At 45.7% G+C, this 13,962-nt stretch carries 13 protein-coding genes, 1 pseudogene and 2 riboswitches; of the genes and pseudogenes, 3 read left to right on the plus strand and 11 right to left on the minus strand.

Going from position 1 to position 13,962, the window contains the following annotated elements; translation table 11 throughout:
- Positions 1–104 precede the first annotated feature (104 nt).
- Complete coding sequence (locus tag CYJ37_RS16900; RefSeq protein WP_022543649.1) at positions 105–341, minus strand: aspartyl-phosphate phosphatase Spo0E family protein; 237 nt, start codon at positions 339–341, stop codon at positions 105–107.
- 338 nt (positions 342–679) lie between these two features.
- On the opposite strand from CYJ37_RS16900, the gene fosB reads away from it, so the two are divergent.
- Positions 680–1,093 (plus strand): metallothiol transferase FosB, encoded by a 414-nt coding sequence (gene fosB / locus CYJ37_RS16905; protein ID WP_022543648.1) that lies wholly within the window; start codon positions 680–682, stop codon positions 1,091–1,093.
- 512 nt (positions 1,094–1,605) lie between these two features.
- Here fosB and CYJ37_RS16910 read toward each other — a convergent pair.
- The 5 genes from CYJ37_RS16910 to CYJ37_RS16930 all read right to left on the minus strand — a co-directional run bounded on the left by CYJ37_RS16910 (position 1,606) and on the right by CYJ37_RS16930 (position 6,167).
- Positions 1,606–2,139 carry a cupin domain-containing protein gene (locus tag CYJ37_RS16910; protein ID WP_009794263.1) on the minus strand — a complete coding sequence of 178 codons (534 nt, stop codon included), beginning with the start codon at positions 2,137–2,139 and terminating at the stop codon, positions 1,606–1,608.
- 22 nt (positions 2,140–2,161) lie between these two features.
- Positions 2,162–2,791, minus strand: coding sequence for a methylthioribulose 1-phosphate dehydratase (locus CYJ37_RS16915; RefSeq protein WP_009794262.1), 630 nt, complete (start codon positions 2,789–2,791; stop codon positions 2,162–2,164).
- On the minus strand, positions 2,788–3,450 hold the full coding sequence (locus CYJ37_RS16920; protein WP_101550758.1) for a 2-hydroxy-3-keto-5-methylthiopentenyl-1-phosphate phosphatase: 663 nt from the start codon (positions 3,448–3,450) through the stop codon (positions 2,788–2,790). The genes CYJ37_RS16915 and CYJ37_RS16920 overlap by 4 nt, the downstream gene beginning before the upstream one ends.
- The gene (gene mtnW, locus CYJ37_RS16925; RefSeq protein WP_101550760.1) at positions 3,443–4,666 is read right to left on the minus strand and encodes a 2,3-diketo-5-methylthiopentyl-1-phosphate enolase; all 1,224 of its coding nucleotides are present in this window, start codon (positions 4,664–4,666) and stop codon (positions 3,443–3,445) included. Before mtnW ends, CYJ37_RS16920 begins: the two co-directional genes overlap by 8 nt.
- A gap of 134 nt (positions 4,667–4,800) precedes the next feature.
- A riboswitch (SAM riboswitch) is annotated at positions 4,801–4,905 on the minus strand.
- An 89-nt stretch (positions 4,906–4,994) separates the two neighbouring features.
- A complete protein-coding gene (locus tag CYJ37_RS16930; RefSeq protein WP_101550763.1) occupies positions 4,995–6,167 on the minus strand; it encodes a pyridoxal phosphate-dependent aminotransferase in 1,173 nt (390 codons plus the stop codon).
- A gap of 137 nt (positions 6,168–6,304) precedes the next feature.
- Here CYJ37_RS16930 and CYJ37_RS16935 point away from each other — a divergent pair, with 137 nt between their 5' ends.
- Together CYJ37_RS16935 and mtnK are read left to right on the plus strand one after the other, a co-directional pair.
- Positions 6,305–7,081 (plus strand): carbon-nitrogen family hydrolase, encoded by a 777-nt coding sequence (locus CYJ37_RS16935; RefSeq protein WP_101550765.1) that lies wholly within the window; start codon positions 6,305–6,307, stop codon positions 7,079–7,081.
- A 90-nt stretch (positions 7,082–7,171) separates the two neighbouring features.
- Positions 7,172–7,328, plus strand: a riboswitch (SAM riboswitch).
- A gap of 96 nt (positions 7,329–7,424) precedes the next feature.
- Entirely contained in the window at positions 7,425–8,615 is a 1,191-nt protein-coding gene (gene mtnK, locus CYJ37_RS16940) for an S-methyl-5-thioribose kinase (RefSeq protein ID WP_101550767.1), read from the plus strand.
- Here the strand turns inward: mtnK and CYJ37_RS16945 are convergent.
- The 5 genes and pseudogenes from CYJ37_RS16945 to CYJ37_RS28065 all read right to left on the minus strand — a co-directional run.
- Entirely contained in the window at positions 8,593–9,339 is a 747-nt protein-coding gene (locus tag CYJ37_RS16945; protein WP_009794255.1) for a GNAT family N-acetyltransferase, read from the minus strand. The genes mtnK and CYJ37_RS16945 overlap by 23 nt on opposite strands.
- Before the next feature lie 6 nt (positions 9,340–9,345).
- Positions 9,346–9,930 carry a DUF2087 domain-containing protein gene (locus CYJ37_RS16950; RefSeq protein ID WP_094768838.1) on the minus strand — a complete coding sequence of 195 codons (585 nt, stop codon included), beginning with the start codon at positions 9,928–9,930 and terminating at the stop codon, positions 9,346–9,348.
- A gap of 135 nt (positions 9,931–10,065) precedes the next feature.
- Positions 10,066–11,952: a PAS domain-containing sensor histidine kinase gene (locus CYJ37_RS16955; RefSeq protein WP_224950112.1), complete on the minus strand. Its 1,887-nt coding sequence runs from the start codon at positions 11,950–11,952 to the stop codon at positions 10,066–10,068.
- 255 nt (positions 11,953–12,207) lie between these two features.
- The gene (locus CYJ37_RS28060) at positions 12,208–13,155 is read right to left on the minus strand and encodes a methyl-accepting chemotaxis protein (protein ID WP_371931617.1); all 948 of its coding nucleotides are present in this window, start codon (positions 13,153–13,155) and stop codon (positions 12,208–12,210) included.
- Positions 13,147–13,914, minus strand: a pseudogene (locus CYJ37_RS28065) (HAMP domain-containing protein); the annotation flags it as partial. The gene CYJ37_RS28060 and the pseudogene CYJ37_RS28065, both read right to left, overlap by 9 nt.
- Positions 13,915–13,962: the final 48 nt, after the last annotated feature.

Consider the following 13,962-nt stretch of genomic DNA (forward strand, 5'->3'; position numbering starts at 1 on the left):
AGTGTAATTTGCGAGTATTTTGGCTGAAGTAATAAGATACGCAATAATGTTTGGGCAGAACCCGGATAATCCTTTTTAGAGCTGACAACTGTCAAATCTGCCGCTTAGACTTTAGCAAGCTCCCTCGGCCAAAGGATCATCTCTTTATAGGGTCCCTTAACAGTTTCATGATTTCTGCTCTCTTTCTTCATGCTTTGCTGAAACTCCAGAATCAGCTTGTCAAGCTCCTGGCTGCAGCGGATCGTCGCCGCACTTGAAATTCCTTCTCTCTCTGCAATCTTAATCATCGCTTCCCTTTTCACCTGGATTTCTTTCATTAAATATTCATTTGACTGGCACAACTTTCTTTTCCTCCTAATCCGTGTCCCATTCCTTTTTTTATAATCCAATCATTCTATCTTCCCTCTTTAATTATGTCTCTCTTTATATAATAATAAAAACAGAGGCGATTTCCCCAGCTTCCCTTCTCTATTTGACATCATCTGCGGAATGCCAAGGAATAATAGGCCACTTGAAGCATTATTACAAGAATTTCTATAAAAGTAAATAGATTCGCAATATTAGACAAATTCTTCAAGAAAAAATGTTGTTTCACAATCCGAAATATATTGTTTCGACAAATTTCTTTTTATTTTGCAGATTTTATTCTGACGGTAAAGTAAAGAAAGCGGGAAAAGGAATGCAGCTAATTAACCATTTTTGTTTTTCTGTTTCAAATCTTGAGAGATCCATTTCTTTCTATCAGGAAGCATTCAACGCAAAATTGCTGATTTCCGGCAGGACAACTGCCTACTTTGATTTAGATGGGCTGTGGATAGCTTTAAATGAAGAAAAAGATATACCAAGAGGAGAAATAAAGGATTCTTATACTCACATTGCATTTCATGCAGAAGAAGGAGAATTGGCAGGGCTGGAAAAAAGGCTTATAAAAGCCGGGGCTGTCATTCTTTCAGGCAGAAGCAGGCATGAAAAAGACGGCCGGTCGATCTATTTTGAGGATCCGGATGGGCATAAATTCGAATATCACACCGGAACCCTGCAGGATCGTCTTGATTATTACCGCAAGGAAAAACCCTATATGACTTTTTATTGAGGGAACTCAAGAGACCATAATTACGATTAGCATTTAGTTTCGTACATAGTTTTTATTCTTGAATGGGGCGGTTGATTTCCGTTCCAGGCACTTCGCTTTCCGCGGGGCGGCGCTAAGCCTCCTCGTCGTGCCTCCTGCGGGGTCTCAGCTCTGCCGCTGCAATCCCGCAGGAGTCTACGTGCCTTCCACTCCAATCAACAGGGTTTATTAATTTTTTTGGATCTTCCCATTCTGATTTTAAACAGTTCTTTGATGAATTACCTGGATACTTCCTCAAACTGAGTATGTTGATTTCCGTTCCAGGCACTTCGCTTTCCGCGGGGCGGCGCTAAGCCTCCTCGTCGTGCCTCCTGCGGGGTCTCAGCTCTGCCGCTGCAATCAACAGGGTTTCAAACTTTTGGAGCAAATATTCTTAATCACATAGATATCATCTTCCCAAAAAGACAAAAAGGGACCGGTATTTTTCCCGATCCCTTTTTAACAGGCAGAACAGCTGCCTCTATTCTCTTTAATTAAGCTTCTGCGCCTTCTTTTTCATAGATTGGAACCCAGCCTTCAGAGGTAACAAAGATGCGTACGGCGACAACCTTGCGATCTTCCTGGAGGGTGAAATAATGCCTGATGTTTTCCGGCACAGAAATCAGGTCGCCCGGATCCAGGAATACTTCAAAAAAGCCGCCGTCTTTCCCCTGTATAATGAAAACGCCGTGCCCGCTGACAATAAAACGGACCTCATCGTCTGTGTGATGGTGCTCCTGCTGGAAATTCTTCAGCAGCTGGTCAAGATTCGGCGTGCTTTCAGACAGCGAAATAACGTCCTGCGCCTGGTAGCCCCTTCGTTCAGAGATATCCTTGATTTCAGCGGCAAAACTCTCAAGGATCCTTTCCTTCTCTTCATCTGAAAGATTATACTTTTCTCTCAGATCCACAGGCAGCTTTTGAATATCCCAGTTTTCATAAATGACTTCCTGGCTGTCAAGGAAAGAGGCCACCTCTTCCTGGTTCCTGATTTCTTCTCTTGTTTCCTGCAATACGATATAAGCCATCTTTATAGTCTCCCTTCAACTTTTATATAGCGGTTTGAATCTGCTTCAGCTGCAGCAGCTTCAGCTGATAACGGAATAAAAACTCTGAAGCCTCCAAAAGCTTTTTCGCTTCAAAAGGTGTTCGGCCCCATACTGTAATGCCATGGTTGCGGATCAGGACAGCACCCGAGTCGGCCAGTATATGCTCTGAAAAAGACTCAGCAAGCTTCGGTATATGGGCGTGATTAGGAATGATCGGGATCGTCAGGACTGCATCCTCATCCCACCTATCAAAAGCTTTGATAAGCTCCTGGCCTTTAAAAGCAACAGATCCTGCATCCCCGTACAATTCAGAAATCACATTATTGTCAACCGTATGGACGTGCAGGCTGCATCCCGCTTTGGTCCTTTTATAAATTTCTACATGGAGAAGCGTTTCTGCAGAGGGCTTCAGGCCGGTTTCATCTGCCGGCTTCCCATCATGGCCGACCAGCAGGAAATCCTCTTCTGTCCGCTTCCGCTTATCTTTCCCGCTTGCCGTAACGAGGAATTGCAGCGGTTCGGCAGCAACCTTAATCGCAAGGTTCCCGCTTGTTCCCATAAACCAGTCACGGCCTGCAAGTTCTTCCTTTATATCTGCCAGCTGGTCCCATTTTTCCTGGATGAGGCTCATAGTTTCACCCCTATCAATCTCTTTAATTCTGTAATGCAATCAAAAAAGTCGGTAAACGGCCTGTGATCCAGGCCAAACTCTCTGCTCTTCTGCAGCAGCAGATCTCTTGCCAGTACAAAATCTGCCTGCTTCGCGGCCTGCAGATCTGTAATGCTGTCGCCGATGACAATTTTATATAACCCTTCTTCGTCCCGCGATCTCATGATCGAAGGCTTGCAGCAGCCGCATCCGTTGTCACATTCTTCATCACATTCATGCGGCCAGTTGATTTTAATCATCTCCCCGCTGAAATCAGAATGATTGCAGTAGATGGCTTCAAAAGGGCCGAACTGTTCAAGCAGCGGGTGAATGAAAAAGTCGATGCCCCCGCTGACGATGTATAAAGGGATTTTTTCTGTTTTCAGATACGCAATGAACTCTTCAAATCCGTTTCTGATCTTTGCCTGACTGAGGACATCGGAAGTGATTTCCTCTTTCAGGCTGCTCGGTAAAAGCGCAAACATCTGACCGACGCCATCCTGAATGGAAATTTCTTCAGCAAGGACCTTGTCCTTCAGCGATTCCCACTCAGGCGGGGCGAAGTGCTTCATGATGCTGATGATATTATCTGATTCTGTTATCGTCCCGTCAAAGTCGCAGAACACTGCAATCCTATCCATGCTGCGCCACCTCTTTGCTTCCCCAGAGCGCTATTGCTTTTGCCAGCTCTGGAAACTCCTGCTGAGGCTGGTGCAAGGTTTTTCCTTCCAGCACAAGGCTGATTGCCTGCCGGAACGCTGCTCCCCCGCCTCTAGCACCATCAGGGTGGCCATGGACGCCGCCTCCGGCATTTATGACGCTGTCCATCCCGAAGTCCCTGACAAGCAAAGGGACCAGGCCAGGGTGAATCCCGGCTGAAGGAACAGGAAAGCTTTTTTTATAAATATCATCCTCTGTCAGCGCGGAACTGATGGATAATGCCTGGTTCCGCTCCAATGCCACCGAGCCATATGGCGACGGAAACAGGGATAAGTCTGCACCTGCCATCCTGGCCAGCTTTCCAAGCAGTAAGCTGTGGCTCAAGCCGTAAACAGGAGAAGAAGTCATTGCACCGCTCACTGCCGGGTGAGCCATGATCGGAAGGGCGATATCTCCATCCTCCCTTAATGCCTGAAGAACATCCAGTCCATAGGCAAAGGCATTGAACAGCAGCAAATCAGCGCCAAGCTCAGCCGCTTTTTTTGCTTTTTCCTTCAGCTCAAACGTACGGCCCGTAAGATTCACTGCGTAAAGTGTTCTGTGCCCTGTTTCTTCAAAAGCTTCCCTAAGAACCCTTTTGCCTTCTGTAATCCTCTCTGAGAAAGGGGCAAGCTCATTATCAAAGAAAATTTCATCGTCCTTAACGATATCAATTCCCCCGCGTGCCTGTTCCTTCAGCTGCTTCAGAAGATAATTGAGATCTCTCCCAATCACGCCTTTGAAGATGCTCATTAACAGCGGCCGTCCGTGAACACCAAGCTTATTGCGGATTCCTTCAATGCCAAAAAGCGGGCCCGGGAAATTCCGCTTGAAGCTCTCTGCTGCATCCAGGTCGAGAAGCTTAATTTTTCCATCGAGCGAAAGCTTTCCAAATACAGTTGTCAGAACAGCAGGCAGGTCGGCGCTGAAGTTTGCGGCCGGGTAGGCAATTTTAATCAGCGCAGCCCCATCATTTCCATCCTGCTCCCCATTTTCAACAGAAACGACTCTCCCTTTATGCTTCTTAAGCTGGTCCTTTTCTAAATCCGGCAGATCTGTCCACGATCCCACCGTCAATCCCAAGGCAATTTCCTCTGCCTTTTTCTCCAGATCACCGCTGGAACCATTCAGTAAATATGACGCGATAATTTCACTCATAATCCTGTTCCCCCTGCATTTATGTATGGTCATGCTGATCGCGGTTCTCTCACCTGCGAATAGTTACGATAATAAAATAGAATCAATAAAAAAGACCCCTTCAGAAAGAAGAGGTCAGAGCTGTGTCCAACATCTTCTCATCTATCAGCTCAAACGCTGCAAGAATTAGCACCGTGCTTTTTACAAAGTCGGTTGCCGGGCTTCATAGGGCTAGTCCCTCCGCCTGCTCTTGATAAGAAAACGAAATCTATGTGGAATTTAAAGTTTTCAGATAATCAATAATTCATTTGGATTATGACATGATTATTAAAACATGTCAATTGATTTTTCAAAAAATATTCAACTTTCCGATCCTTGCTGCTGCCTCTTTAAGCCTCTCTTCATCTGCAAGCAGACCTGCGCGGACATATCCTTCTCCATATTCGCCAAATCCGATGCCGGGAGCCACAACTACTTGCGCTTTTTCGAGCAGAACATCGGCAAATTGCTCAGACGTCCAGCCTTCCGGAACTTTCAGCCAGGCAAAAAATGATCCTTGCGGTGCTTTAACATCCCAGCCTATCTCCCTAAGGCCTTCAATAAAAGCTTTCCGCCTGGAAGCATAGACCTGCACCAGTTCATCCACACATGCCTGCGGCCCGGACAAAGCCTCTGCTGCCGCTTCCTGCACAGCACCAAAAAGGCTGACATACAGATGATCCTGCATAAGATTGATGGCTTCAATCACACTTTCATTCCCAGCCGCAAACCCCACTCTCCAGCCTGCCATATTGTAAGTTTTAGAGAGTGTATAAATTTCAATGCCTGTTTCCTTTGCCCCTTCCGTCTGCAGGAAGCTGACTGGCTTTTTGCTGTCAAAGCCAATTGCACCGTAGGCGAAATCATGAACAACGCAAATTTCATTTTCCGCTGCAAAGCGGACCGTTTCTTCGAAAAATTCCTTCGTAGCCGTGGCTCCGGTCGGATTATTCGGATAATTGAGGAACATCATCCTGGCTGATTCGATGTCCTGCTCAGAAAGCTCACCATAATCCGGCAGAAAATGATTCTCTTCTTTCAGGGGCATGACAGCCATAGAAGCTTTCGCAAGGGCCACTCCTGACCAATAATCAGGATACCCCGGGTCAGGAACAAGGATCGTTTCCCCTGGATTGAGAATACATTGAGGAATTTCAACCAGGCCAGCCTTCCCGCCGAATAAAATAGCTATTTCCTTTTCCGGATCAAGGTCCACACCGTATTCCCTTTTGTAAAATTCAGCTGCTGCAGCTTTCAGGCTGTGCTGACCGCGAAAAGGGGAATATTTATGATTAAGGGGATTTTCGGCTGCTTCCTGAAGTTTCCTGACGATATGCGGCGGTGTGGGCCTGTCAGGGTTTCCCTGGCCAAGATTGATGACATCATGCCCCTGCCCGGCATACCTGGCTGCTTTTTGCACCAATGTTGCAAAGAACTGCTTTGGCAGACTTTGCAACAGTTCAGATTGAGGAAATATTTTCATCACATAGTCACCTGCTTTACATGTGGATTAAATTTTTATTTGAAAAACCAATGACAAAGATATAACGTAAAAGGCAGGAAGTAAAGAAATATTCTAAAATTTTATCATTTTATCCTTTGCATACGGAGGTTTACCCTATGAAAATATCCTGCATCCAAATGGACATCTCCTTTGGCAGCCCTGAGAAAAATTACGAAAAAGCTGAAACGCTGATCGAGCGCGCAAGCAAAGACAATCCCGATATCATCGTGCTGCCTGAGCTGTGGACAACGGGCTATGATTTAACCCGACTGGAAGAAATCGGGGACAGGAACGCAGAATCAAGCATCCGGTTTTTGCAGACTATGGCCCATAAGCATCATGCTGCCTTCATTGGAGGAAGCATCGCAAATAAAACAGAGGATGGTGTTTTCAACACCCTGCTTGCAGTCAGCAGCACAGGTGAACTGCTGCACCAATACAGCAAGCTGCACCTTTTTCAACTGATGGATGAACATCTCCACCTGTCACCCGGGAGCGGGGATGCTTCTTTCAATCTGAATGGCCATCCCATGGCCGGCTTTATCTGCTACGATATCCGTTTTCCTGAATGGATCCGCAAGCATGCACTTGAAGGAGCAGAAGCCATTTTCGTCGTGGCTGAATGGCCCCTGCCCCGCCTCGCCCATTGGCGCGCGCTGCTGATTGCAAGAGCCATTGAAAATCAATGCTATGTGGTTGCCTGCAACAGGGCCGGATCTGATCCGGCCAATCAATTTGCCGGCCACTCCATCATCATCAATCCATGGGGCGAAGTCGTTGCAGAGGCTTCAGAGCACGAAGAAATCCTTTCAGCAGATCTCGACCTCAGGCTTGTAGAGGAAGTGAGGGCACGCATCCCGGTTTTTACTGACCGCAAACCGGAATTCTATTAGAATTTTTTAAATTTTTATTGACAGAAAACATATGCCGCTGTTACTATTTTTTCAAATGGCTGGCGGCAGCCGTTTATACAAACTTATATTCTCTTATCAAGAGCAGGCAGAGGGACTTGGCCCGATGATGCCCAGCAACCGACCGTAATTCCATCGTGAGATGGGGCGCAATCCTTGCGCCGGAGAATTCCTCCATAAGGCACGGTGCTAATTCCAGCAGAAAGCTTGGCTTTCTGGCAGATAAGAGGTGCGAAGCTCAATACTTCAAGCCTCTTTCAGCATGAGAAAGAGGCTTTTTTATGTCCTGATGGATAAATAAAGCCTCCAAATTCAGGAGGGAAAAATGATGACACTCGTAAAAAATAAATATGCTCCGCTGACAGAAAAAACAGCCGCGGAACTCGCTGTAAGCCTTGGCCAGTTTCCCGGAAATGCATCTTTAGCCACGGAAGAAATAGGCGACGGAAATCTTAACCTTGTCTTTAGGATCAAGGAAAACGGGACAGGAAAAAGCCTGATTATCAAGCAGGCTCTCCCTTTTGCCAAGGTAGTAGGCGAAAGCTGGCCGCTGACCTTGAAAAGGGCTGCTATTGAAGCAGAAGCGCTTAAACTTTTTAAAAAGCTTGCTCCGGATTTTGTGCCGGAAGTTTTCTACAATGATGAAGAGCTCGCGGTGACTGTGATGGAAGATCTTTCACACCTGGAGATCAGCCGTACAGGGCTGATCTCTGGAAAAGAATATCCGCTGCTTTCCGGCCATCTTGGAAACTACCTGGCAAGAACTTTGTTCTATACCTCGGACTACGGCCTTCTTCAGGCTGATAAGAAAAAGCTTGCCAAAGATTTTTACAACCCGGAGCTGTGCAAAATTACGGAAGACCTGATATTTGCAGATCCTTATTTCAATAGCCCGACCAATGATTTTGAAGAAGAGCTGAAAGGCGATGCAGAAGCCTTATGGGCTGATTCAGCATTGAAACTCGAGGCAGCGCGCCTCAGGAAAATTTTCTTAAATGAAGCGGAGGCGCTGCTTCACGGTGATTTGCATACAGGAAGCATCTTTGCTTCCGATGCGGAGACAAAAGTCATCGACCCGGAATTTGCTTTCTACGGCCCTGCAGGTTTTGATATCGGACAGGTGATTGCCAATCTGTTATTCCAGTCTATCGCCAATCCTGAGAAAACGAGACTTATAGATCATCATATTGAAACATTCTGGGGAACTTTCTCAGATGATTTCTCTCTTTTATGGCAGAAGGATAATAAAGATCCTTTTGCTGGAACAGAAGGTTTTCTATCCGCTGTGCTTCAGAAATATTGGGAAGATGCGGTTGGTTTTGCAGGCTGTGAGCTGATAAGAAGGACAATCGGACTGGCCCATGTTGCTGACCTTGACGGGATAGAAGACAAAAAGGCGCGCCTGGCTGCCAAGAGAGCTGCACTGGCTGCAGGGAGAAACCTGATCCTTCAGCGCAGGGAAATCGCAGATGCAAAGGATTTATGCAGGATTGTCAGCCTTGTTTCGGCAGGGTGAAAACAAGGTATTCCGCAGGTTCAGAAAAACCCAGTTTTTCTGCAAGCTTCTTACTTGCCAGATTGGCCGCGCTGCAATCCCAGCGCGGCTGCAGATTTTTTCCCAGGGCAGTTTTAATGAATCTCGCAGCAAGCATGGCTCCCAGCCCCTTTCCCCTGGCACTTTCTGCTATATGGATATCCATTTCGGCAAATTCATTGCTCCTGAATATAGAAACACATTCACCGGCTGCCTGCTCTCCCATCAGCACCCTGATGCCGAATCCGGATCTCAGAAAATGCTCAATGGATCCCCAGTATGTGCTGAAATAATCCATTCGGAACTCAGGATATTCACCTGCTGACTCCCTATCCAGCGGAAAAAAGGAGACTTCGCTGCTTTTGGTAGACAGTTTAGGAACCGGCGAAAAATTTTGAAAGGAATGGCGGTGATGCTTATTGAGCCTCTCTCCAAACTGGCCGGATATGAATTGATCCAGTTCGGCAGAGCCGGAAAAAAGTGTGAACCGCCTCCCATTTTTCTCTGCTTCATCCAATTTTCCTGCCAGCAGGTCAAATGACCCTTCTCCCGCTCGTCCCGCGGCATAGTGGATGCCGCTAGTGAGGGATATCAGCAGACTTCCTTGCCTCTCCTGTACCTCACCTGGTATAAGGCCATCAAGAACAGCCGAAGCAAAGACTGGGACAAAATCAGTTCCAGGTATATGCTCATACATATAGGCCATATCAAGCTACTCCGGCTTAGCCCACATTTCACGGGGGTTCAACTCATAAACGCTGTTTTCCCTGTACATGAAATGATTGACGATAAATTCTCTCCTGATCGTCGCATAGTCTTCATGGAATTTCTTTATATACTCATTAAGCTCTTTTTCAGGATATTTCTTTCCCATTTTCAGACCTGAAGCAATATGCTCAAAGATAAACAGCTTTTTCTTGCGCTGTGCCGGTATATTCTTGAGCTTCCCTTCTTTTGTGATGAAATTTTCGATAACCTTTTGTTTCTCATTATGCATTTCCAGCATTTCTTCCATCTCTCCTTCCTTTTTATCAAACAGGTTAATGAGAACCTCTGCCTGCTGTTTGATAACCGATTCATTCACGTAATAATAGATGGTGTTCTTATCACGGCGCTGATAGATGCTATTAATAGCTTTTAGCTTGTTTAAATGATGGGTGATCGTCGGGGGAGTAAGGCCCAATTTGCCTGCAATTGCCTGGCCATGCAGAGGCCCATTCGATAATAGTGCTATAATCCGTATTCTGGCAGGGTCGCCCATCGTTTTATGAAATGCCACCAGTCTGTCTAACTGCATGAGATCAGCCTCCAAATTTGATGTATGTCTAATTAGATTTATATCAAATTAGATTACAACAGTCAATTCTTTTGCAAAAAAAATGCATCATTCTGCTGAATGATACAAATTTGAACAATCGGTATTTCTTTTTTGCTATAAAGTAAAAATGCCGCCTGGATCCTGGTACCCGCCCCGCTTTATGGGGAGATCGATATGAAAAACGGTTCCTTCCCCCATTTTGCTTTCCACTTCAATATTACCTTCATGCTCTTCAATTATTTTATATGTGACCATTAAGCCCAGCCCGGTCCCCCGTTCTTTCGTTGTATAAAACGGCTCTCCCAGCTTTCGCAATTTTTCCGGCGGAATGCCGGATCCCTCATCCCTTATGGAAATCCGGATGCTGCCTGTCCTGTTTTTTTGAATGCAAATGGTAATGATTCCGCCCTTTGGCATCACTTCAATCGCATTCTTAATAATATTTATGAACACTTTCTTCAATTGGTTCGGCTCACAGAAGACCAGGGGAAGGTTCTTGGCATAATCTGTCCTGAACTGGACATTATGGAGAACTGCCTGGGCAGTCAGGAACTCAACTGTCTCTTTCATCAGCTGGATAATATCTTTCTCGACATACTGAATGGCCTGTGGCTTCGCCAGAATCAGGAATTCATTTATAATGGAGTCGATTCTCTGCAGTTCAGAGGTAATAATATTGAAGTACATGGAATTTCCGCTCCCTGCACTGTCTTCCAGAAGCTGAATGAACCCTTTCAAAGCTGTCATTGGATTTCTGATCTCATGGGCGATTCCCGCTGCTAATTGCCCAATCACATTCAGTGTATCAGACTTCTTCAGCTGGTCCTCCATCTCCAGCTTCTCTGTAATATCCTTAAAAGTCGTCAGGCTGAGCCCTGAGAAGACATTTTGCTTCAAAGAGAACTCAAAATGCATTTTTCTGCCGGATTTCAAAATATAAGAAATCGTCCCGTTGGATTGGCCGCTGCCTGACAGTTCCTCCAGATGCATGCGCAGCTCCTCTTCTGTTATATTACAATCATTCAGCAGCGCAAGCAGGGACTGTCCCACAATTTCATGCTGACTCATCTGCAGCATTCTTTCTCCTGAAGCATTGATATCGACAATGGTAAAGTTTTCATCCCACAGTATCAGCCCCTCCAGGGCACCTTCAAAAATGCTGCGGAATTTCCTTTCGCTTTCCCGCAGTTCTTCTTCCATTTTATGCCGCTCACTGACATTCCTGAAAATCGTCATATGATAGCCTTCAACGGCGTTCAGCTTAACGGTGAATTCCAGCAGCTTCTTTTGCCCATTTGGCATGAGAAAAAACAGCTCATTCCTTACCTGTCCCTCTTTGTACAGCTCCTCGAGAATTTGGAAATAGCTTTCATCCTTGTGAAGAACAAAATCATCCACCTTCCCGGCAAGAAGTTCATCATGGGTGCTTTCAAATATTCTGCATGCTGCCTGGTTTGCATTGATGATTGTCCCTTTATCCTTCCAGTAAACGATCCCATCGAGCGCTTCCACAAACAGGTCTTTATACAAGTCTTCATGTTTGCGGATTTTCTGCTCCAGCCGTCTCTTCTCTGTAACATCCCTGAATATGGACAAAAGGAGGCGGCTATCAGGAAGGCGGCTCGTTGTAAATTCAAAGTAGGCAAGGCTGCCGTTATTGGCCATCGGCAGAACACCTTTGACTTTTTCCTGGGACTGCAGCAGCTTTTTCTGCTTTTCCAGCTTAAAATGATAATCGACGGGAACCAGGTCATCCAGCCTAAGTCCCTCGAACTGTCCCTTCTCAGTACCTAAAAACCGAGACATGGCAGGATTAACCGCAATAATCTCCCGCTGTTCAGTATAGATGATCATTCCATCTGCTGCGGAATCAAAAACATGATTGGCTACTACAGACTTTCCCATTTGCTCTGCCGCCTGTTTCAGCCTTTCATTTTCCAGTTCAAGCACGGCTATCCTTTCCTCCATTTGTTTTCTTGCTATATCAGATAAAGCCCCCACCTATTTTCCTCCTCGAAGACATAGACTTGCCTGACATCTATCTTATACCTTTCCAACTGTGCTGGAAAATTCTATCGGCTTTTATGGCTTGTATACTACAACACTTACATTTTATTACTGTTGGGGTTAAAAAAAAACAATTTTTAGACAATTACCAGCAATTTTTTCCCTTTTCTGTTGAGACGAAACAGCTTAGACTCTATGAAAAACAGGCTGCGGCAAAAATGAGTTTTGCCTGCAGCCTGTTTTGTTCATTTATAGCCTGAATTTAGAAATCATCTCGTTCAGCTGATCTGCGAGCTCGGACAATGACTGGGCATTATCAGAAATTTCCTCCATCGAATGATTTGTCTGGCTGATGGAGGCACTCGTCTGTTCAATCCCTGCTGCAGATTCCTCGGAAACGGATGCAATATTTTCAATTGAGTCATTCATTACCGCAGAACTGCTTGAAATTTGTTCGAGGCTCCTGGAAATTTCATTGATGTTTTCAGACATCCTGTTGACAGACTGATAGATATTTTGGAATGTCTGGCCTGTATGCTCAATCTGGCCGGTCCCCTCTTCTACCTGCTCATATCCATGCTTAAGGGAAAGGACGACGTCATTGGATTCTGCCTGAATCCCTTTAACAATCCTGGTAATGTCTGACACAGAGAAAGATACCTGTTCAGCCAGTTTCCTTACCTCATCCGCCACCACGGCAAAGCCTCGACCATGCTCACCAGCCCTTGCAGCTTCAATGGCAGCATTAAGGGCAAGCAGATTGGTTTGGTTTGCTATATCATGGATAACCTGCACAAGCTTAGAGATTTGCTTAGTCTGCTCATCCAGTCCCTGCACCTTTTGTACAGAAGATTTCATGATCTCGTTGATGCGCAGCATTTGCTGCTGTGATTCTTTCATAAGCTCATCGCCATTTTTCGTCATATTCAGAACTTCGCCTGAATCTTTCCTGATGGCAGCGCCGCTCTTATTGGCATACTCAACTTTACCCAGATAATCTTCCATCATTTCAGCAAGGCTTGTTGCAGAATTGGCCTGCTCTTCTGCTCCACCTGAAAGCTCCTGCATGGTGGATGCTGCCTGCTGGCTTGCCGATCTGACTTCATTCGCCGAGATATTCAACTCCCCGCTTCTGTCAGTCACATAAGTGGACACGGCTGAAATCTCCTGTATCATAGCCTGAAGCTTTTCTTTCATGGAGTTAGAGGCACGGCTCAGCTCTGCGAGTTCATCCTCCCCTTCCATTTCCACCGATTCTACATTAAGATTTCCTGCTGCAACCTCATTCGATAAGGTGACAATCTGGCTCAGCTTGCCCGAGATCAGTCGCCCGATAAGGAGGATGCTCGCCACTCCCAGAACAGAAGAAACAACGACGGAGACAGCCAATACAATCATCGTCAGAATGGTTCCGGCTTTGGCTGATGCAACAGCACTTTTTTGGTCTTCCTTGAGAATGCTTCGCAGCTCGTCCAACTGGCCGACTGTTTCTGTGATAATATTATCCACCTGTAATTTGCCCAGGCGGTAGCCCCTGACATTCTGAAGCTTTACTTCAGGGATGATGACATCATTGAAAATCTTTGTTATCTGCTTGTCATTTTGATCAATCCGCTTATAGAGGCTTTTTGTCTCCTCATTCCTGAGTGAAGGCTGCACCTGTTTTTTGAGCTTGTCCATGCTTTCTTCAAGATCTTTGAAACTATTGAGGTGTTTAGGATTGGAATCAATGATGAAATTTCCGATAGTGCTTCCTTTATTATTGAACAGGGCTGCGATTTCTGTTGTCTGGATCGTCTTATCCCCTGTTTCTTCAACTGTATTCATCTTTACATTAACCATCGTCAGCAATACAAACGTAATGATGGTTGAAACGGCAAAAAGACCAATAGTAATGAATAGAGCCGCTCCATATTTCTGTCCCAGCTTAAGCTTTCTCCAGAACTTAGTATTCATCAGCTTTGCAGCCAAGGCGGGCCATTTCCTGCCTCTTTCTTTTTTTAT

It is taken from the genome of Bacillus sp. UMB0728 (assembly GCF_002858875.1).
Classification (GTDB): domain Bacteria; phylum Bacillota; class Bacilli; order Bacillales; family Cytobacillaceae; genus Bacillus_AB; species Bacillus_AB infantis.